The sequence below is a fragment of the Streptomyces gottesmaniae genome (assembly GCF_031845845.1).
Lineage (GTDB): Bacteria > Actinomycetota > Actinomycetes > Streptomycetales > Streptomycetaceae > Streptomyces > Streptomyces akebiae.
Genome location: NZ_JAVRFJ010000030.1, coordinates 73,951 through 94,540, shown reverse-complemented (window position 1 = coordinate 94,540; position 20,590 = coordinate 73,951). Strand labels below are relative to the sequence as shown.

The window sequence follows — 20,590 nt, the reverse complement described above, 5'->3', positions numbered from 1 at the left end:
CTCAGTCCGCGTGGAAGCGGGCCGGGGCCTTGGTCGGGTTGCCGCCCGTGGGCAGTTTCTGCTCGGGGCAGGTGGTCAGGACGCGCTTCATGGCGGACTGTTCGGCGGAGGTGACCCAGAGGTCGTACTTCGTCTTCACGGCGACCTGGGCGGCCACATAGGTGCAGCGGTAGGCCTTGTTGGGCGGGAGCCAGGTGGCCGTGTCACCGTCGCCCTTGCCGCGGTTGGTGCCGGAGTCGACCGCCAGGAGGTTGAGCGGGTCGTTGGCCAGGGCTATGCGCTTGCTGTCGTCCCACTGCTGGGCGCCCTTCTGCCACGCGTCGGAGAGGGCCACGATGTGGTCCACGTCGACCTTGCTGCGCCCCCGGACGTACGGCACGTCCTCCCCGGTGTACGGGTCCGGGTCGAGCATCCCGGAGACCACCGTGCAGTCGTCGGCCCGGAACTTCACGTCGTCCAGGTCGCGCTTGAGTATGTCGTCGCGGGTGCCGCAGCTGTTGGAGTCCGTGTCGGCCCAGGGACTGCCGAACTCACCGCGGTCGTAATTGGTCTTGGGCGCCCGCCCCTTGACGGTCAGCGCCTCCGCGGCGGCGAACGCGGCGCCGCCGCCACCCCCGCCGGGGCTCTCCCGCGGTCCGGCCGAGCCCTCCGCGTTGTCGAATTCGCAGCCGGTCGCGGCGACCAGCACCAGGGCGACGACGGCGACCCCACCCCTCAAACGCACCATGCGACACCCCTTCCTCTGCTCTGTGCACGCACGCGGTCCTGCGTGGGGTTCCCCGTCTCCCCTGCTCGACACCGTAGCCCCCGGGCACAAGAGAAGGTCGGTCAGCGTACGTCGGGACACCTGACGGCGATTCACCACCGAGGGCACCGGGGCCAGGCCGAAACACGACGTTGGGGAGCCGAAACCTCGAACAGAAATCGACTCGATCGAACATTCCGCGAGCCCGGTCCTCCCTGAGCATTCGACCGGCCGCACAGCCCCAGGTCGGCCAACTCGCCAGTATCGGCAGGACAATTCAGTACATTGCGGCGCTTGGATGACATCCGCGCGATTCAACACGTTCACACTCTTGACACGCATCTACCGCAAGCATTCTCATGCTGCACGTTGGTTTCAGCCAGCTTTTGGTCGTTCTCGTGCTGTCCTGTCGTGAATGGAACCCCCGATGCGTCGTGTCTGGCTCTTCCTGCTTGCCGTGCTGATAGGTCTCCTCCCGCAAACCCTTCTGATGGGCACCGCGCACGCGGCCACCGTCACCATCCCCAACGCCACCCAGTTCACGGACACCACAGGTGCCGTCGTGCACGCGCACGGTGGTGGCGTCATCAAGGTCGGCTCGTACTACTACTGGTTCGGGGAGAACCGCAACGAGGACAACTCATTCCGGTACGTGTCCGCGTACCGCTCGACCGATCTGAAGACCTGGGAGTTCCGGCGCCATGTCCTGACCCAGGCCAGCGACCCTGAGCTCGCCTCGGCCAACATCGAGCGCCCCAAGGTCATGTACAACGCGTCCACCGGCAAGTTCGTCATGTGGATGCACAAGGAGCTGGCCACCGACTACACCCAGGCCCGCGCTGCCGTCGCCGTCTCCGACACCGTCGACGGCGACTACACCTGGCAGGGCAGCTTCCGCCCGCTGGGCCACATGTCCCGCGACATCACCGTCTACACGGACGACGACGGCACCGGCTACATGATCTCGGCCGCGCGCGAGAACCGCGACCTGCACATCTACCGCCTCAGCCCCGACTACCTCACCGTCGAGACCCGTGTGCAGTTGCTCTGGCCCGGCCAGCTCCGCGAGGCCCCGGCACTGTTCAAGCGTAACGGCGTCTACTTCCTGCTCACCTCCGGCGCCACCGGCTGGCGGCCCAACCAGCAGATGTACGCGACCGCCTCCAGCATCACCGGCACCTGGAGCGCCCTGCAGAACGTCGGCGACGCCACCGCGTACGGCTCGCAGACCACGTTCGTCCTTCCCGTGCAGGGCAGCACGGGCACCGAGTACCTCTACATGGGCGACCGTTGGGGCAACTCCTTCAACCAGAACGTCAACGCCTCGAAGTACGTCTGGCTGCCGCTGGAGTTCCCCACCGACACCACGATGACCATGGACTGGTTCGCGCAGATCAACATCGACACCGCGGCCGGGAAGGTCGACGGCGTCGGCGGACCCTGGGAGACGATCACCGCCCGCCACAGCAACAAGTGCCTCGACGTCCCCAGCCGGTCCCAGGACGACGGCACCCAGATCACCCAGTACACCTGCAACGGCGGCATGAACCAGGCATGGTGGTTCAAGGACATGGGCAGCGGATACGTCCAGGTCGTCGCCCGGCACAGCGGCAAGTGCCTCGACGTGGCCAACAACTCCACCGCCGACGGCAATCCGATCATCCAATGGACCTGCGGCACCGGCAGCAACCAGCAGTGGCAGCTCCAGGACGCCGGTGACGGCTGGCTCCGCCTCGTCTCACGGCGCAGCGGCAAGTGCCTCGACGTGTTGGACAAGTCCACCGCCGACGGCGCCAAGCTCATCCAGTGGGGCTGCGGCAGCGGCACCAACCAGCAGTTCAAGCGCGGCGCCTGAGCACGCGCGCGGCCCTCACGTTCCTGCCCGCGGCCCCGACCGGACTTCTCCGGCCGGGGCCGCGGTACGGGACACCGGGTCGCTGCCGCAAGCGATCGCCGCCGGACGCCCGGCGGCGCCCGGCGAACGCCCTCAGGACCCCAGAATCGAAGCCAGGAACTCTCCGGTCCACCCCAGCAGATCCCGCCCGACCAACGGCTTCCCGCCCACCTTCGCCGTCTTCGGGCGCGGCACCAGCACCTGGTGCGCGGCCGGCTTGATGACGGTGCCCGGGTACAGCCGCTTCAGGCGCAGCTCCTGCGACTCCCGCAACTCCACCGGCGCGAAGCGGATGTTGGTGCCCTGGAGCACGATCTCGCCGACGCCGCAGGCACGGGCGAGCATGCGCAGCCCGGCCACCAGCAACAGGTTCTCCACCGGCTCGGGCAACTTGCCGTAGCGGTCGACGAGTTCCTCGCGTACGGAGGCGATGTCGGCCTCGGTGTTCACGGAGGCGATGGCCCGGTAGGCCTGCAGCCTCAGCCGCTCCCCCGGCGCGTAGTCGTGCGGGACGTGCGCGTCGACCGGCAGCTCGATCTTCACCTCGAGCGGCGGCTCCTCCTCGATCTCCCCGGTCTCCAGCTGACGCCGGTAATCCGCGACGGCCTCGCCGACCATCCGCACGTACAGGTCGAAGCCGACGCCCGCGATGTGGCCGGACTGCTCACCGCCCAGCAGGTTGCCCGCGCCCCGGATCTCCAGGTCCTTCATCGCCACGTACATGCCGGCGCCCATCTCCGTGTGCTGGGCGATGGTCGCGAGGCGCTCGTGGGCCGTCTCCGTCAGCGGCTTCTCCGGCGGGTACAGGAAGTACGCGTACCCCCGCTCCCGGCCCCGGCCCACCCGTCCCCTCAGCTGGTGCAGCTGCGACAGGCCGAAGGTGTCCCCGCGCTCCACGATCAGCGTGTTCGCGTTGGAGATGTCGATGCCCGACTCCACGATCGTGGTGGAGACGAGGACGTCGAACTTCTTCTCCCAGAAGTCGACGACGACCTGCTCCAGCGCCTGCTCCGACATCTGGCCGTGGGCGGTCGCGATCCGCGCCTCCGGGACGATCTCCCGCAGCCGGGCCGCCGCGCGGTCGATGGACTCCACGCGGTTGTGGATGTAGAAGACCTGGCCCTCGCGCAGGAGCTCCCTGCGGATCGCCGCGCCGATCTGCTTCTCCTCGTAGGGACCGACGAAGGTCAGGACCGGGTGGCGCTCCTCCGGAGGCGTCGTGATCGTCGACATCTCACGGATGCCCGTGACCGCCATCTCCAGCGTGCGAGGGATCGGCGTCGCGGACATCGTCAGCACGTCCACGTTGGCGCGCAGCTTCTTCAGCTGCTCCTTGTGCTCGACGCCGAAGCGCTGCTCCTCGTCGACGATGACCAGGCCCAGGTCCTTGAACTTGGTCTCGGAGGAGAACAGGCGGTGGGTGCCGATGACGATGTCGACCGCGCCCTCGCGCAGGCCCTCCAGGGTGCCCTTGGCCTCGGTGTCCGTCTGGAAGCGGGACAGGGCCCGGACGTTCACCGGGAACTGCGAGTACCGCTCGCTGAACGTGCCGAAGTGCTGCTGCACCAGGAGGGTGGTCGGGACGAGGACGGCGACCTGCTTGCCGTCCTGGACGGCCTTGAAGGCGGCCCGCACCGCGATCTCCGTCTTGCCGTAGCCGACGTCGCCGCAGATCAGGCGGTCCATCGGGACCGTCTTCTCCATGTCCTCCTTGACCTCGGCGATCGTCGTCAGCTGATCGGGCGTCTCGGCGTACGGGAAGGCGTCCTCCAGCTCCCGCTGCCAGGGCGTGTCCGCACCGAACGCGTGACCGGGTGCCGCCATCCGGGCGGAGTACAGCTTGATGAGGTCGGCGGCGATCTCCTTGACCGCCTTCTTCGCGCGCGCCTTGGTCTTCGTCCAGTCGGCGCCGCCGAGGCGGTGCAGGGTGGGCGCCTCGCCACCGACGTACTTGGTGATCTGCTCCAGCTGGTCGGTGGGGATGTACAGGCGGTCGCCGGGCTGGCCGCGCTTGGCGGGGGCGTACTCGACGACCAGGTACTCGCGGGTCGCGCCCTGCACGGTCCGCTGCACCATCTCGATGTAGCGGCCGACGCCGTGCTGCTCGTGGACGATGTAGTCGCCCGCCTCCAGGGTGAGCGGGTCGATGGTCTTTCGACGGCGGGCGGGCATCCGGGCGCCGTCCTTGCCGGCCGCCTTCTGGCCGGACAGGTCGGTCTCGGTGAGGACCGCGAGCTTGAGGGCGGGGTCGACGAAGCCGTAGTCGATCGAGCCGCACGCCACGTGCACGACCGACGGGGAGATCTCCCCCAGCTCGGCCTCCAGCCGGGCCGGGACGCCCTCGCCGCCGAGCACCTCCACCGTGCGGGCGGCCGGGCCGTGGGCCTCGGTCACGAACACCGTCCGCCAGCCGTCGGCCAGCCAGCCCTTGGTGTCGGCGAGCGCCTTCGCGGTGTCGCCGCGATAGCTCTCGGGGGCGTGCATGCCGAGCTTCAGGGTGTCCGCGTCGAGCTCTTCGTCGGCGGCGAACGGCGACACCGACCACCACATCATGTCCAGCTCACGGGCCCGGTCGCGGACGTCCGCGATCGACCACAGGGAGGCCGCGCCGACGTCGATGGGTGCCTCGCCGCCGCCGGCCGTGGCCGCCCAGGACGCCTGGAGGAACTCCTGCGAGGTGGTCACCAGGTCCGCCGCGCGCGTGCGCACCCGCTCCGGGTCGCACACGACCGCCATCGAGCCCTTCGGCAGGACGTCGATCAGCAGCTCCATGTCGTCGACGAGGACCGGGGCGAGCGACTCCATCCCCTCGACGGCGATGCCCTCGGCGATCTTGCCCAGGAGTTCACCCAGCTCGGGGTGGGCCTCGGCGAGGTCGCGGGCGCGGGCGCGCACATCGTCGGTGAGGAGGAGCTCACGGCAGGGCGGGGCCCACAGACCGTGCTCCGCCACCTCCAGCGATCTCTGGTCGGCGACCTTGAAGTACCGGATCTCCTCGACGTCGTCACCCCAGAACTCCACCCGGAGGGGGTGCTCCTCGGTGGGCGGGAAGACGTCCAGGATGCCGCCGCGCACGGCGAACTCGCCGCGCTTCTCGACCAGCTCGACCCGGGAGTACGCGGCTGCCGCCAGCGCCTCGACCGTACGGTTCAGATCGGCCGTCTCGCCGGTGCGCAGGGCGACCGGCTCCAGGTCACCGAGGCCCTTGACCTGCGGCTGGAGCACCGAACGGATCGGGGCGACCACCACCGACACCGGGCCGGTCTCCGGGTCGTCCGGGCGGGGATGGGTCAGGCGGCGCAGGACGGCGAGGCGGCGGCCGACGGTGTCACTGCGCGGGCTGAGGCGCTCGTGCGGCAGGGTCTCCCAGGCCGGGTACTCCGCGACGCCGTCCGGGGGCAGCAGGGAGCGCAGGGCCGCCGCCAGGTCCTCGGCCTCGCGGCCCGTCGCCGTCACGGCGAGTACGGGGCGGCCGGCGTCGCGGGCGAGGGCGGCCACGACGAAGGGGCGGGCCGCCGGGGGGCCCACCAGGTCGATGTGGGTGCGGTGGCCGTCGGACGCCGCCCTGATCGCTTCCGCGAGGGGGGCGTCCTTGACTACGGCGTCTAGCAGACCGTGGAGGCTCATTCGGGGCGTTTCCCGTCCGGGTGGGCAAGGTGGGGGCTGATGGGTCGGGGCTTGCGGTTCATAGCTGCGGTTCAAGGCTGCTGTTCGGAGCCGGCCGCGGGGCCGTGGCTGGGGCTGCTGGGGCAACACGAACGCCCGGACCTCGTGTGACGGGCCGGGGGTGTCCAGGGTACGACGCGCGGGGTGGGGGCCGTGGACGGGTTTGGTCTCGCCCCCGCCGCCCCTACCCGTCCCTTCCTCAAGGGGCTGCGCCCCTTCGACCCCCGGTGCGGGTCCGGTGGGGGCTGGTCGCGCAGTTCCCCGCGCCCCTGAAAGGCGGGGGCTGCGCCCCTCGCCTTTCAGGGGCGCCTAGTCTCTAGGGCACCCCCGTCCCCACCCGAACGTGAGCCCCCATGGTCCCGAGCGCCCCGTCGACGAATCCGTCGGCGCTCATACCCGGGCCGGCCGCGGCGTCCGTCCCGCCCGCTGCTCCCGGCCGCCGGTTCTCCCTCGCCGGCCGGGAGCCGTACGTGCTCGCGCTCGTGCTGTTCGTGGCGTACGCGGCGGTGTCGGTCGGGCGGTACCTGCGGATGGGGACCCGCTCGTACGACCTGGGCATCTACGAGCAGGCGGTGCGGGCGTACGCGCACCTCCAGGCACCGATCGTCGAGTTGAAGGGGCCGGGCTACAACGTCCTGGGGGACCACTTCAGCCCGGTCACCATGCTGCTGGCACCGTTCTACCGGGTCTTCCCCACCCCCGTGACGCTGCTGGTCGTCCAGGCCGCGCTGTTCGCGCTGTCGGCGGTCCCGGTGACCCGGGCGGCGACGTGGATGCTCGGGCGGGCCCGGGGAGTCGGGCTCGGGGTGGCGTACGGGCTGTCGTGGGGGCTGCAGAACGCCGTGGACTTCGACTTCCACGAGATCTGCTTCGCGGTCCCGCTGATCGCGTTCTCCCTGGAGGCGCTGCTGCGCCGGCGCTGGCGGGCGACGCTCCTCTGGGGACTGCCGCTGGTGCTGGTCAAGGAGGACCAGGGACTGACGCTCGCGGCGATAGCGGTGGTCGTCGCGCTCCGGGCCCGGCGGGAGGGGTCGTCCCGCGTGGTGCCGTACGCCGTCGGGGTCGCCTCGTTCGGCGCGGTCGCCACGCTGCTCACCTTCACCCTGGTCATCCCGGCCTTCAACACCGCCGGCGCCTCCGACTACCTGACCAAGGTCGGCGGCTCCGGCCCCCTCGACGGCCTGGACGTCAAGATCCGCACCGTTCTGTGGCTGCTGATCCCGACCAGCGGACTCCTCGCCCTGCGCTCCCCGGTCCTCGTCGCCGTACTGCCCACCCTGGGCTGGCGGTTCGTCTCCTCCGACGACAACTACTGGGGCACGGCCTGGCACTACAGCGCCGTCCTGATGCCGATCATCACCCTCGCGCTCGTCGACGCGCTCCCGGCCGCCCGGCACAGCTCCCGGCCGTGGCTGCGCTCGTACGCGATCCATCTGCCCACCGCCGTCCTCGCGGCGTCGCTCGCGCTGACGACCGCGCTGCCGCTGGGCACCCTGACCAAGGCGGACGCCTACCGGGTGCCGGCGGACGTCAGGGCCGTCGAGAAGCTGCTCGGCACCATCCCCGACGGGGCGACCGTCGAGTCCAACATCGGCCCCATCAGCCGGCTGACCTCCCGCTGCCGGGTCTTCTGGATCGGCCGCGCGAAGGGGCTCGCGCCCGACTACATCGTCTTCAACAACCGCTCGCGCTGGGTGAAGGACGTCCCCGGGTTCGCCCGTCAGCTGCACCCGCGCGACACATACACGCTGCGGGGCGTCATCCAGGGGTACGTGCTGCTGGAACGTACGTCCCCCGGCAGGTCCTGAGGGCGTCCGCGCGTACGTCCACCTGTGGGCGCCCGCCCGCCGGAACGGGTGGAGCCCGGCGCCCGGAAGCCTCCGCTTCCGGGCGCCGGGCTCTCCCCCGGTTCCCCCGTGTCCCCGTTCCCCCGTGTCCGGTGGCAGCCGGTGGCTACTCGGTGGCGATCGCGTTCAGGACGTTCATGCGGCCCGCCCGGAACGCCGGGACCAGCGCGGCGAACAGGCCCACGAAGGCCGAGCCGATGAAGACCCCGATGATCGTCGGCCACGGGATGTCGAGGACGTTCAGACCCTCCAGGGCGAGGAGCTGCTGCGCGGTGGCGCCCCAGCCCATGCCGAGCCCCAGGCCGAGGAACGCGCCGAAGAGGGCGATGACGACCGACTCCAGGCGGATCATCCGGCGCAGCTGGCGGCGGGAGAGGCCGATGGCACGCATCAGACCGATCTCGCGGGTCCGCTCGACGACCGACAGTGCCAGCGTGTTCACCACTCCCAGGATCGCGACGATGATCGCCAGGGCGAGCAGACCGTAGATCATGTTGAGGAGCTGGTCGATCTGGCCCTTCAGGGCCTCCTTGTAGTCGGTCTGGTCGCGGACCTCGTACTGCGGGTAGTCGTGCAGCGCGTCCTTGAGGGACTTGTACGCGGCCGCGTCCTGGCCCTCCTTCGCGGAGGCGAAGAGGAGCTGGTCGAGCGGCATCCTGTCGGCCGGAACGTACGTGGCCATCGTGTCGATGGAGGTGTACATCGCCCCGGCGTCGATGACGACGTCGCTGCTGGTGATGGCGCGGACGGTCAGATCGGCCGTGCGGCCGTCCTTGAAGTCGACGGCGATCTTCGAGCCGAGCTCGATGCCGTGGTCCTCCGCGAACTTCTCGTGGACGGACATCGAGTCGGGCTTGTAGGCGTCGGCCAGCTTGCCCGCGACGACCTCGGTGGCGAGGTCGGTGGCGTAGCTCGGGTCGGCGGCGGTGATCGCCGTCTCCTTGAGCGTCTTGCCGTCGGGGGTGGTGAAGTCGGCCTGGGTCCACTTGTACTCGGTGACGCTCTTGATGCCCTCGGCGGAGCGGGCGGCATCCACGGCCTGCGGGGTGATCAGCTGGCCGGTGTCGGACTGGATGATGAAGTCCGTGCCGACCGTCTTGTCGAGCTGCTCGGTGGCCGAGGCGACCATGGAGGAGCCGACGACGGAGAGACAGGCGACCAGGGCGAGGCCGATCATCAGGGCGGCGCCGGTGGCCCCCGTACGGCGGGGGTTGCGCAGCGCGTTGCGCTCGGCCATCCGGCCCACGGGGCCGAAGGCCCGCAGGACGACCGCGCCCAGCACCCGCACCACCGCGCCGGCGAGCAGCGGGCCGATGACGACGAAGCCGATGAGGGACAGGACGACCCCGCCACCGAGCCACATCGAACCCTCGCTCGCCTTGTCGGCGGTGGAGGCCAGGTACAGGCAGTAGCCGCCGGCGCCGGTCAGGAGCAGTCCGATCACGGCCCGTACGAGGCCGGCCTTGGCGTCCAGCGGGGCGCCGGCGTCACGCAGGGCGGCCATCGGGGAGACCTTGCCCGCGCGCCGGGCCGGCACGTACGCGGCGAGGACGGTGACGACGATGCCGAGGAGCAGACCGACCGCCGGGGTGGTCCAGGCGATGGTGAGGTCGTCGGTGGACAGGTTCATGCCGGTGGCGCTCATCAGCTTCATCAGGCCGATGGCGAGTCCGACACCGCCGGCGACCCCGAGGACCGAGCCGAACACGCCCAGGAGCAGGGCCTCGACGAGGACCGACCGGTTGACCTGGCTGCGGCTGGAGCCGATGGCCCGCATCAGGCCGATCTCGCGGGTCCGCTGGGCGACCAGCATCGAGAAGGTGTTGATGATCAGGAAGATGCCGACCAGGAAGGCGATCCCGGCGAAGCCGAGCATGGCGTACTTCATCACGCTCATGAACTCGCCGACGTCCTTGGCGTTGGCGTCCGCGATCTCCTTGGCGGTCTGCACCTTGTAGGCGCCGCCGAGTTCCGCGGAGACGTTCTTCTTCACCTGCGCGTCCGTGAAGCCGTCCGCGGCGGTGATGTTGACGTTGGTGTAGACGCCGGTCTCGCCGACGAGGGTCTTCTGCGCGGTCTCGGTGTCGAGGTAGAAGATCGCGGCGCCCGGGTTGGTGACCTGGAAGTCGGCGATACCGGAGATCTTCGCCTCGTGCGTGCCGACGGCGCTGATGACGCCGATCGGGTCGCCGAGCCCCAGGTCGTGCTTGTCGGCGGTGTCGGCGTCGACCATGATCTGGTCCGGTCCGCGCGGGGCGTTGCCGGAGGAGATCTTCATGGTGCGGGCGTCGTTGGCGTTCCAGTTGCCGACGATGGTCGGGGCGCCGCTGGTGGGCGAGAGGTTGTCCTTGTCGGCGTCGACGACCGTCACCGAGGTGGAGAAGACGGTGCCCTCGGCCGACTTCACGCCGTCCGCGCCACCCACCTTGTCCACGACCGACGCGGGCATGACCGGCGGCTTGCCGTTGTCGGACTGCGTCTCACCGCTGTCGGAGGCGCCCTTGGCGCTGACCGTGACGTCGGAGGAGGTGGCCGCGAACAGCTTGTCGAACGTCGTACCCATCGTGTCCGTGAAGACCAGGGTTCCCGTCACGAACGCCACCGACAGCAGGACCGCGATGGCGGAGAGCGCCATCCGTCCCTTGTGCGCGAAGAAGTTGCGCATCGAGGTCTTCATGACAGTCATGACGTACGCCCCCGGGCGTCGAAGTCCTTCATGCGGTCCAGCACGGCTTCGGCGGTCGGCTTGAACATCTCGTCGACGATGCGGCCGTCGGCCAGGTACAGCACCCGGTCCGCGTACGAGGCGGCCACCGGGTCGTGGGTGACCATCACGATGGTCTGGCCCAGCTCGTCGACCGACTTGCGCAGGAAGCCCAGCACCTCGGCGCCGGCCCGCGAGTCCAGGTTGCCCGTCGGCTCGTCACCGAAGATGATCTCCGGCCGCGCGGCGAGCGCACGGGCCACGGCGACGCGCTGCTGCTGGCCGCCGGAGAGCTGGGTCGGCCGGTGCTTGAGCCGGTCGCTCAGGCCGACGGTGTCGACGACCCGCCCCAGCCACTCCTTGTCCGGCTTCCGCCCCGCGATGTCCATGGGGAGGGTGATGTTCTCCAGGGCGTTCAGCGTCGGCAGCAGGTTGAACGCCTGGAAGATGAACCCGATCCGGTCCCGGCGCAGCCGCGTGAGCTTCTTGTCCTTGAGACCGGTGATCTCGGTGTCGTCGAGGTGGATCTGGCCCGACGTCACGGTGTCGAGTCCGGCGAGGCAGTGCATGAGGGTGGACTTGCCGGACCCCGAGGGGCCCATGATCGCGGTGAACTGACCCCGCGCGATGTCCACGTCCACGTGGTCGAGGGCGACGACGCGGGTCTCACCGGACCCGTACGCCTTCACGACCTGCCGCGCCCGCGCGGCAACGGCCGTAGTCCCTCCAGTACCCCCGTGCCTGGTGATGGTCACAGCCGATGTCACGGTATGTCTCCTAAGTCGGGCAGCGAATGGTTCCGTTGCTCAGTGGACGAGCCGTACGAAGCGAGATGCCGAGCCGTACGCGGTGCTGCGCTGCTGAGTCTGGTCCCCGGAAGGGGTCCGGCGCGCTGGTGCCCAGCGCAGTCTTCTGCTGGGGAAAACCCCACCCCCACCGCTCCGGTGCACCGCCCCCCAGCGGCGTAAAGCCAGGTTAAGGACGGAAGGCCTTCCGTCTCGTCCTCCGGCGGTACGAACCCGCCCCCGGCCGTAGTACGGAGGTACCCCTAGGGGTTCTCGCCCGCCGGGAGGAGACGGACTCGGGGTTCACCTCCTCCTTCCGGTGCGACCAGGCTGCACCCTGCCGTGGCGTCAGGGTCAATGGCATGGTGGTCGGCGGCAGATAGGTGCAAGGGGAAGGCATTCGGTGGACGAGAACCCGGTGGGCGGCGCCAGACCCGCGACACGCGAGGCGACACGGCACACCGGATCCGGCCGCCGAAGAGCGGTCACCGCCGCGCTGATGCTGGCGATGGGCCTGGCCGCGCTGGACGCCACCATCGTCTCGATCGCCGTACCGCAGATCGTCGCCGACCTCGGTGGCTTCTCCGTCTTCTCCTGGCTCTTCTCCGGCTATCTGCTCGCCGTCACCGTCACCCTCCCCGTCTACGGCAAGCTCTCCGACACCTTCGGCCGCAAGCCGGTCCTCGTCGCGGGCGCGGCCCTGTTCCTGCTGGGCTCGCTGCTGTGCGCGCTGGCCTGGAACATGGCCGCCCTGATCGCCTTCCGGATCGTCCAGGGCCTGGGCGGGGGCGCCCTCCAGGGCACGGTGCAGACGCTGGCGGCGGACCTGTATCCGCTGGCGGAGCGGCCCAGGATCCAGGCCAGACTGTCCACGGTGTGGGCGGTGTCGGCGGTGGCGGGCCCCGGAGTGGGCGGTGTCCTCGCCACGTACGCGGACTGGCGCTGGATCTTCCTCATCAACCTGCCGCTCGGCGCGGTGGCGTTATGGCTGCTGGTCCGTCATCTGCACGAGCCGCCCCGGGAGTCGACGGGCGGCCGGCCCCGTACCGACTGGGCGGGCGCCCTGACGATCCTCGCCTGCGGAGGGGCCCTGCTGATGGCGCTGGTGCAGGGCGGGGTGGCCTGGTCCTGGTTCTCCTGGCCCTCGCTGTGCCTGCTGGGCACGGGAGTCGCCCTGATCGGCGTCCTGGTGCTGATCGAGCGCCGGGCCGCCGAGCCGATCATCCCGGGCTGGGTGTGGCGCCGGCGCACGATCGCGGCGGTGAACCTGGCGCTCGGCGCGCTGGGCCTGCTGATGGTGGCGCCCACGGTCTTCCTGGCGACCTACGCGCAGTCGGTGCTGGGGCTGGCGCCGGTGGCCGCCGGTTTCGTCGTCTCCGTCTGGACGCTGACCTGGCCGTTGTCGGCGGCCCTCAGCCAGCACGTCTACCGCCGCATCGGCTTCCGCGACACGGCGATCCTCGGCATCACGGGTGCGGCGCTCGTCCTGTTCTCGTTCGCCTTCCTCCCCTACCCCGGCGAAGCCTGGCAACCGACGCTGCTGATGCTCCTGCTGGGCGCCGCGCTGGGGCTCTTCCAGCTCCCCCTGATCATCGGTGTGCAGTCGTCGGTGGAGTGGGAGGAGCGGGGCACCGCCACCGCCTCCATCCTCTTCTGCCGCCAGACCGGGCAGACCCTGGGCGCGGCGGCCTTCGGCGCGGTCGCGAACGGGGTCCTGGCGTCCCGGCTGGGCGGCTCGGGCGACCTCGACGCCGTGACCCACGACCTCGGCTCCGGCCCGGCGTCCGAACCGGTCCGCCGAGCGGTGGCGGACGCGGTCCACGCGGTGTACCTGGGGGCGGGGGGCGCGGCGGTGGTGGCGTTGCTGGTGCTGGTGCTGGTGGCGCCTCGGAGGTTTCCGGTGTTGAAGGGCTGAGCGCGGTGCGGGGCGGGCACGCCATGACGCGTACCCGCCCCGCACCTTTCACTTCCGGTCCGTTGTCCCGAACTCCCCGGTTATTCCGCTCCCTTTTCGAGATAGGGGGCGAGATCCTCCAGATAGTCCCGGTGCTCGACGTGAATTCGAGCGTCGGGAATGTCCCGGAGCGGAGTCAGGTCCGCGCCACCTGTCCGGTCGGCGGTGTCCAGCTCGGACAGGGCGTGGAGCTGAGCCTCCAGGCACGTCCGTGACTCCTCGAAGGACGCCATGAGCGCCAGTGTCTCGGCGATGACCCTTGCCTCCTTCGGGGAGTAGGAGTTCATCCAGTCCTCGACACGGTCACTGCCCCTCTCGCGTCGCCGTCCGTCGTCGCTGACCAGTTCCCTGATCAGCTCGGCCAGTCTTCTGTTGCCGATACCCATCGCGCTCTCTCCGATCAGTACGGCAGCTTGTGCTGACTGGGCCAGGGAATATGGGTCGCGTTCGCGGCGGCGGCATTGTAATTCTCACTGGCCGGCTTGTGGACATTCTTGTGGTAGAGCTTACCGGTGATGTCCTGGAACTGATTTCCGATCTGGATGCGGACGATGTCGCCCTTGGCCGCGTTGCTGCCGGCCGGGGCGCTGGGGTCCGAACTGTGCACTCGGAGACGTACCGTCTTGCCCGTCACCGGATCCGTCCACTTCCATTTGGCGCCCTTCGCGGCACCGCCCGGAATCTGCGTCCACTTCTCCGGAGTCGCGTTCTTGGGAACGATGCTGAGCGGATTGGCACCGCCCTGGAGGTCCCACCCTCCGTCCTTGATCCGGGTAGCGGCCTTGGCCTGGGGCACGTCGCCCTTGGGTGCCTTCTTGCTGGTGGTCTTGAACAGCTTCTTCGCGAGCGACCTCAGGAAGCCGATGCCACCCGTGGCGAAGCCCGCCGCCTCGGCCGCCTTGTCCCCGGAGTCGAAGGCCTGCGAGTCGGTGTCCACGCCATGCTTCTCGACGAAGTCGTCGTACATGTCGGTGCCACCGCTGCAGTCCTCGAACCAGCACACGGGGCTGAAGTTGGACATGGCCTCGAAGCCCGACACCAGGTTGTGGCCGATGCCTCCCAGGCTGTCCTTGAACGAGCCCTCCGCACGCGGGTCCTCCGGCTCCACATTGGTGTTGCAGCCGGGCTTGTACGCCGGATACGTGGCGGAACAGTCCGTGCCGGTGCCGCCGCTGCTCGCGTAGTTGGCGCTGCCCATGGTGGACATACCGCCGGACTGCGCGGACGAAGCGGCCCGCCAGCGCAGGTAGTTGATCACCGCGACGATGATCCGGACGATGGCCCGGATCAGGGCGAAGATCGCGCCGAAGAACTTGCCGTCGGGGTCGGCGAAGGTGACGGGGTTGTTGTTGCTGTACGCGTAGCCGTTGATCTGCTGCGGATCGGTGACGTCGGCCACGGGGTCGACGCTGATGAACCGCCCGGTGGCCGGGTCGTACTCGCGTGCCCCGAGATGTGTGAGGCCGGTCGGGTCCTGGGTGCCTCCCACGAACCCCCGTTCACCCACCCATGACTTGGCCGCCGTTCCGCGGGCCTCGCCGAAGGGCGTCATGTGCCTGCGGGTGACGGCCTGGGTCGCGGCGTCGACCTGCACGCTCGCCGTGCCGTTGTGGTCGCCGGCGATCCAGGTGAGCCCCGCCGTCGTGCGGACCGCCACCGGCTGACCGCCGTGGCTGTAGTAGCGGGTGGCCTCGACCTTGCCGCTCGCCTTGTCGAGGCGCAGTTCGGTCTCACCCAGGTACAGCGTGGTACCGGTCTTGTCCCGGCGGACCAGTCGGTTGCCGCCGGCGTCGTTCAGGTACTCGGTGGTGGTGCCGTCGGCCTCGGTGACCTTGTCGAGCTTGCCCTCCGTGTTCCAGTCGAGTCGCTGGGTCTTCCCGCCCGTCGTACGGGTGACGGCGTTGCCCGACGGGTCGTAGGTGTAGCCGGACTCGGCGGTGACGGTTCCGGCCGAGTTCTTGGTCTCGGTCGAGGCCAGCGCGTGCGGACGCGGCTGGTCGGTCGTCTTGTACTGGTACGACGTCGTCTGCGACGTCAGGTGGTTGGTGACCGACTTGCGGTTGCCGGCCGTGTCGAAGGAGAACGACTGCCAGTACGCCGCCGGTCCGCCGACGTTGCTCTTGGTGGGAGCCGTGGCGCAGTCGGCGGTGGTGGTCCAGGCGGCCTTCAGCCGACGGTGGCCGTCGAAGGTGAAGCACTGCCGGTCACTGGGGCTGGTGGCCCTGTCCTCGACCTCCACCGGGTTTCCGGCGAGGTCGTAGCGGTAGTACACGTCCGAGTCCGTGCCGGAGTTGGTCTCGGAGACCACGCTCTGACGGGCCAGCCGCTTGGTGCCCGTCTCGTAACTCCGGTTGATCTCGGTCCAGTTCGCCGTGGACGACACGCCGAGTGTCACCCGGATCTGTTCGCCGGCCGGCAGGTAGTCCGTGTTCTGGACGATGCCGGTGAGGCCTTGGAGGGTGTCGGGCGACCCCTTCTCGGTGTAGCCGTACTCCAGGACCTCCTGGGCCAGACCGCCCATGGCGGGGATGGTGCGCTTCTTCTGTGTGCCGTCGAGGTTGAACTCGTTGGCGATCGTGTACACACCACTGGCACCGGCCAGGTCGCCCTCGGCCTTGCTGACCGTGTACTGCTCGCTCAGGACGCGGTAGACCTTGTCGTACTTGGCGTTGGTGGACGCGTAGACGTTGCCGGACTTGCCGCCCACGTACCGGATCGACGAGGTGAGCTGTCCCTTGGCGATGGAGTCGTACGTCCAGCGCGCCAGGTACTTGGCGTCGTCGGGGGTCGGCTTGCCGTCCACCACGGGGACCTTGCCGTCGAGCTTGCCCGTCGAACGGCCCAGTAGGTCATAGGTGTAGCCGATGGTCTTCTTCCGCGCGTCGGTGGTCGCGACGACCTGGTCGAGGTCGTTGTACTCGGAGGAGGTCGCTCCCGCGTCGGGGTCGCTCGCGCTGGTCTCACGGCCCAGGAAGTCGAAGCCGTACGTCCAGGTGTTGCCGTCGTCGTCCTTGACGCTGGTGAGCCGATCGGCGTGGTCGTATCCATAGGTGAGCCGGGTGAAGCCGCCGCCGGCCGTGTTGCCGTCGTACTCCAGCTTCTCCACGAGCCGGCCGCGGGCGTCCACCCGCTGCCGTACGGCCGACGCGCCGACGGGCGGCTCGACGACGGTGGTGTCGCCCATGTAGGTGTGCTTGGTGCGGGAGAACTCCTTGTCGTTGACGAGGATCTTCTCCACCACGGGCCGACCCGCTCCGTCGTACTCGACCGCGGTCCCGGCCGGTGCGGCGGTCAGCAGATCGGCCAGCGCTCCGGAGGGCGCCTTGGTGTCCACGTAGTCGGAGACGGCCGAGACCTCCAGGCCGCGGGTGTCGTACTTCGTCTCGGTGATCACCCGGCCCGCCCCTGTCGCGGCGGGCGTCTGGGTCTGCCGCAGACGCAGCAGCGAGTCGTAGATGGCGTAACGGGTGTCGTAGGTCTTGCCGTCGTTGCGCAGCGCCTTGGTCGCGACCCAGGACGCGGCGGTGTTCTGGACCTTGTACTCGAATTTCTGGTTCGGTGCCTGGTCGGCGGACCGGTTGCGGTCGGCGAGCCAGACGTCGGTGAGGCGGCCGAGGGAGTCGTAGGCCATCTCGGTCCGATTGCCGTTCGGGTCGGTGGTGGAGAGGTTCACCCCCCACTCCGGCGCGAGGTCCGTGGTGACCGTGTGGTCCAGCGCGTTGGTCTCGACCGTCCTCGTGAGCGGTCCGCCGGTCGCCGGGGTGTACTCGGTGTGCTTCATCCTGGTGCCGTTGGTGTCCCAGGTGTCGGTCACCCGTCCCAGGGCGTCGTGCTTGCTGGTCGTGACCGTCTGGAGCACGGCGGAACCGTCGGCCTTGTAGCCCGTGACGCGCTCCTCGCGTGTCGGGAGGCCCTTCGTCGGGGCCTTGCCGTGGGCCTGGTCGTCGTAGGAGGTGCGGACGTCCGAGATCACATCGGTCGTCTTCGGATCGTTCGTCCGCTTCGGTGTCGCGTCGCAGCCCGTGGAGACCTTCTCCACCCGCTTGGGCAGCGACAGGATCCACGCCGTGTCGTTGACGGCGTACTCCGTGACGACACAGTCCTTCTCGCCCGCCGCGTCGGTCTCCTCCTTCAGGGCGAGACCGCTCGTCGGGTCGTACGTCGTCGACTTGGTGGAGGTCAGCGTGGTGCCGCCGGTCACCGGGGTGCGGGTGACGGTGGAGGCGGTGCGGACCATGTACGCGTTGACCGTGCCGTAGGAGTGCTTGTCCGTGGCGGTCGTGCGGGACCAGGGGGTGTTGATCGTGCCGCTGGTCTCCGCGCCGTCGACGCCGTTGTACGTGATCTGCTCGCGGGCCTGGCCGGCGAACTGCTCGGAGTCCGTCACCGCCTTGCCCGTGGAGTCGGTGACCGTCTCCTTGCGGGTGGTGTCACCGGACTGCTTGTCGCCGTCCATGCCCCGGTAGTAGAGGGTCGTCGACTTCGAGCGGGTGCCGGAGGGCTCGCCGGTGGTCGTGGTGACCTTCTGGTAGCCGCGCCAGATGTTCCAGGTGCGGTACTTGGCCTGGGTGATGGGCGACTCGTCGTCGTACGCCCACGCGCCGCCGCCGCTGTAGGTGTAGTCCGTCTGCTTCAGCGGGGCGCCGCCGTAGGGGTCGGACTCGGTGACCTGGGTGACGACGTACTTGTGGAAGAAGTCGGTGCGCGGCTTGGGGTCGGTGCCCGGCGTCGGGTTGGACGGCGGGATCCACTTGACCGGGTAGCAGCGGCGGGTGTTGGAGTCGAGGTCGGACGGGACGTCGCTGCCGGCGACGCAGTCCTCCTTGGAGTAGTTGACGGTGAGCTTGGAGCCGGTCTCCGACAGGACCGTACGGACGCGCCACTTGATGAAGGGGGCGACGTCGTCACCGGTGCGGTCGACCCGGTTGTGCAGCTGGATGCCGCTGAAGGTGACCGCGGGCAGGGAGGCGTCGGTGCCCGCCTTGCCGGTGCGCTTGATGGAGTCCAGCCACAGGCCGGCGTCCGAGCCGTCGCCCGGGTCGGGGAAGGTCTGCCCGAGGTGCCAGGCGTTGACGGCGCGGTAGTCGGTCTCGGCGCTGCCGGCACCGTCGTACACCTGGGTGGTGACGTCGGTCAGGCGCTTGCGGGTGAAGAACGCCGGGCTGGGCTGGTCGGTGCAGGGCTTGTCGGCGGCGCAGATCTGGTCGAACGGGACGTCCGGCCAGGCGTTGCGGTTGGCGGAGGTGAGCGAACCGCAGGTCTCGCCGCCGGAGACGGGCAGGCAGCGTTCGGCGACGGTGAACTTCACGCGGGCCGCGGCGGGCTGGGTGGTGGAGAAGACGGTGTCGGTGCGCTGGCCGTAATCGATGCGCTTGAGCCAGCCGCCGCGGACGTACTCGGTGCCGTTGCCGGTGGTGCCGTTCTTGGCGTAGTGGTTGAGCTCCTTGTCGTACCAGTACGTCATGACGTTGCCGTGGGGGTCCACGACGTAGTCGAGGTTCCACCGCCAGGCCTGGGTCTTGGCGCGGCCGGAGAAGGAGTCGCCGGAGGAGTACCCGGGCTCGCCGGAGTCGTCGCCGAAGACCGGCAGCGTCCACACCGAGTTGGTCTCCGGCTTGCCCGAACTCCAGCCGGGCAGCCGGTTCTTGCCGAAGACGTACTGGGTGCCGTCGGTCGAGGTGACCGTCCAGAACTCGCCCTTGTCCCCCTTCTCCCCGGTGTCACCGTCGTCGCCGTTGACGGCGCCGGTGTCGTGGACGACCCGCTCGCCGTCGTCGCTCTTGGGCCGCCACTTGCCGTCGGAGCCCTTGACCAGGGGCGTCGACTTGCCGTTGAGGACGAGGGAGGCGTTGTCCTCCTTCCAGCACTGGTCGTACTTCTTGTCCTGCCCGTCGTCCTCGCAACTGCCGTACGCCCGCTCGACGTACGACGTCGACAGGTCGAAGCCCTCGCCGATCCAGGACGACTGCGCGCTGGTGGAGGAGGTGCGGCCGTCCACGCTCTGCGCGGAGTAGCCGATGGACAGGTTGGGCGCCGGGCCCGCCGGGGACGGCGGGGTCTCCAGGGGGTAGTTCCAGGTGAAGTCACCGTTGGAACCGCCGGCCGACCAGGTGGAGGAGGACGCCAGCGGCGTGGCCTCGTAGGTGCCCTGGTCGGAGCCGGCCGCTGCGGACAGCGCCATCACCATGGCGGCGGGCCGGGCCTTGGCCGTCTTGGCCTTGGGCGGGGTGACCTGGGCGGTCACGGTCTCCGCCTCGGCGTCGTTCTCGGACGCCACCGGGGTCGTCCTACGGCACTCGGCCTTGTCCGGCGTCGTCAGCGCGCACGCGGGGAGCTGGACGAGACGCAGGCGGGAGGACCAGTTGCCGCTGTAGGCGTCGGCGAAGGAGCTGTAGTCGACCGTGGTGGCGGTCCTGGCCCCGTCGCCGCCGGAGAGGGTGAACACCAGGCCGTCGATGCCGAGCCGGCCTGTGGCCTTGCGGCCGAGGACGCGCACCTCGGGCACGGTGCTCGCCTCGGCTGCCTTGGCCGTCTTGGCCGTCATCGCCGTGGTGGCCGTCTTGGCCGTCTTGGCCGGGTTCACCGTGTTCGCCGTGGCGGCTGTCTTGGTCGCCTTCACCGCCTTCGACGGCTTGACCGTCACGGCCGACGCGTCCGGCCACGTCACCTTCGCGCGGGCCTTGGCGAGCGTCTCGCGCGCGGCGGCCACGGTCGGGTCCTTGACCTTGGTGACCTTCGGGTCGAAGGGCCGGGCCTTGCCGTACTTGGCCTTCTGCAGGGCGCTGTGGTCGCGGTCGTCGTCGGCGGCGAGCGCCGGTGCGGCGCTGAGCAGCGTGGCGACGATCGCCGTGGACACGGGCAGCACGACGGACGCCAGCCGGCGTCGGCCCGCTCTGCTCCATGCCCAGCTTTTGGGCAGCAGTGAGCTGTTCCTGGACAACACGTGGGGAGTTCTCCCGGATCGTGGGACGAGGGTGTGCCGGGCGCACGGCCCG

Annotated in this window: 9 protein-coding genes; 3 read left to right on the top strand and 6 right to left on the bottom strand. The window is 69.7% G+C overall.

What is annotated here, in order from left to right; genetic code table 11:
* Position 1 precedes the first annotated feature (1 nt).
* Positions 2 to 727 carry an HNH endonuclease family protein gene (locus tag RM704_RS29790; RefSeq protein ID WP_033524889.1) on the bottom strand — a complete coding sequence of 242 codons (726 nt, stop codon included), beginning with the start codon at positions 725 to 727 and terminating at the stop codon, positions 2 to 4.
* Positions 728 to 1,172: 445 nt separating this feature from the next.
* On the opposite strand from RM704_RS29790, the gene RM704_RS29785 reads away from it, so the two are divergent.
* Positions 1,173 to 2,600, top strand: coding sequence for an RICIN domain-containing protein (locus tag RM704_RS29785; protein ID WP_033524890.1), 1,428 nt, complete (start codon positions 1,173 to 1,175; stop codon positions 2,598 to 2,600).
* A gap of 132 nt (positions 2,601 to 2,732) precedes the next feature.
* On the opposite strand, the gene mfd is transcribed toward RM704_RS29785, so the two are convergent.
* Positions 2,733 to 6,266: a transcription-repair coupling factor gene (gene mfd / locus RM704_RS29780; protein ID WP_033524891.1), complete on the bottom strand. Its 3,534-nt coding sequence runs from the start codon at positions 6,264 to 6,266 to the stop codon at positions 2,733 to 2,735.
* Between the two features lie 392 nt (positions 6,267 to 6,658).
* On the opposite strand from mfd, the gene RM704_RS29775 reads away from it, so the two are divergent.
* Positions 6,659 to 8,113, top strand: coding sequence for a DUF2079 domain-containing protein (locus RM704_RS29775; RefSeq protein ID WP_033524892.1), 1,455 nt, complete (start codon positions 6,659 to 6,661; stop codon positions 8,111 to 8,113).
* Positions 8,114 to 8,258: 145 nt separating this feature from the next.
* Here RM704_RS29775 and RM704_RS29770 read toward each other — a convergent pair whose 3' ends face one another.
* The gene (locus RM704_RS29770) at positions 8,259 to 10,838 is read right to left on the bottom strand and encodes an ABC transporter permease (RefSeq protein WP_033524893.1); all 2,580 of its coding nucleotides are present in this window, start codon (positions 10,836 to 10,838) and stop codon (positions 8,259 to 8,261) included.
* Positions 10,835 to 11,623, bottom strand: coding sequence for an ABC transporter ATP-binding protein (locus tag RM704_RS29765; protein WP_033524894.1), 789 nt, complete (start codon positions 11,621 to 11,623; stop codon positions 10,835 to 10,837). The genes RM704_RS29770 and RM704_RS29765 overlap by 4 nt, the downstream gene beginning before the upstream one ends.
* 436 nt (positions 11,624 to 12,059) lie before the next feature.
* Between RM704_RS29765 and RM704_RS29760 the strand changes: the two genes are divergently transcribed.
* Positions 12,060 to 13,556, top strand: a complete 1,497-nt coding sequence (locus RM704_RS29760) for an MFS transporter (RefSeq protein WP_192829536.1) — start codon at positions 12,060 to 12,062, stop codon at positions 13,554 to 13,556.
* A gap of 80 nt (positions 13,557 to 13,636) precedes the next feature.
* Here the strand turns inward: RM704_RS29760 and RM704_RS29755 are convergent, their stop codons facing one another.
* Positions 13,637 to 13,981, bottom strand: a complete 345-nt coding sequence (locus RM704_RS29755; protein WP_033524895.1) for a hypothetical protein — start codon at positions 13,979 to 13,981, stop codon at positions 13,637 to 13,639.
* A 14-nt stretch (positions 13,982 to 13,995) separates the two neighbouring features.
* Positions 13,996 to 20,451 (bottom strand): polymorphic toxin type 30 domain-containing protein, encoded by a 6,456-nt coding sequence (locus tag RM704_RS29750; protein WP_033524924.1) that lies wholly within the window; start codon positions 20,449 to 20,451, stop codon positions 13,996 to 13,998.
* Positions 20,452 to 20,590 lie beyond the last annotated feature (139 nt).

Excerpts from the sequence above, each read along its gene's own strand:
- RM704_RS29770 (WP_033524893.1), bottom strand. The coding sequence starts at position 10,838 with ATGACTGTCATGAAGACCTCGATGCGCAACTTCTTCGCGCACAAGGGA.
- RM704_RS29775 (WP_033524892.1), top strand. The coding sequence starts at position 6,659 with ATGGTCCCGAGCGCCCCGTCGACGAATCCGTCGGCGCTCATACCCGGG.
- RM704_RS29755 (WP_033524895.1), bottom strand. The coding sequence starts at position 13,981 with ATGGGTATCGGCAACAGAAGACTGGCCGAGCTGATCAGGGAACTGGTC.
- RM704_RS29785 (WP_033524890.1), top strand. The coding sequence starts at position 1,173 with ATGCGTCGTGTCTGGCTCTTCCTGCTTGCCGTGCTGATAGGTCTCCTC.
- RM704_RS29790 (WP_033524889.1), bottom strand. The coding sequence starts at position 727 with ATGGTGCGTTTGAGGGGTGGGGTCGCCGTCGTCGCCCTGGTGCTGGTC.
- mfd (WP_033524891.1), bottom strand. The coding sequence starts at position 6,266 with ATGAGCCTCCACGGTCTGCTAGACGCCGTAGTCAAGGACGCCCCCCTC.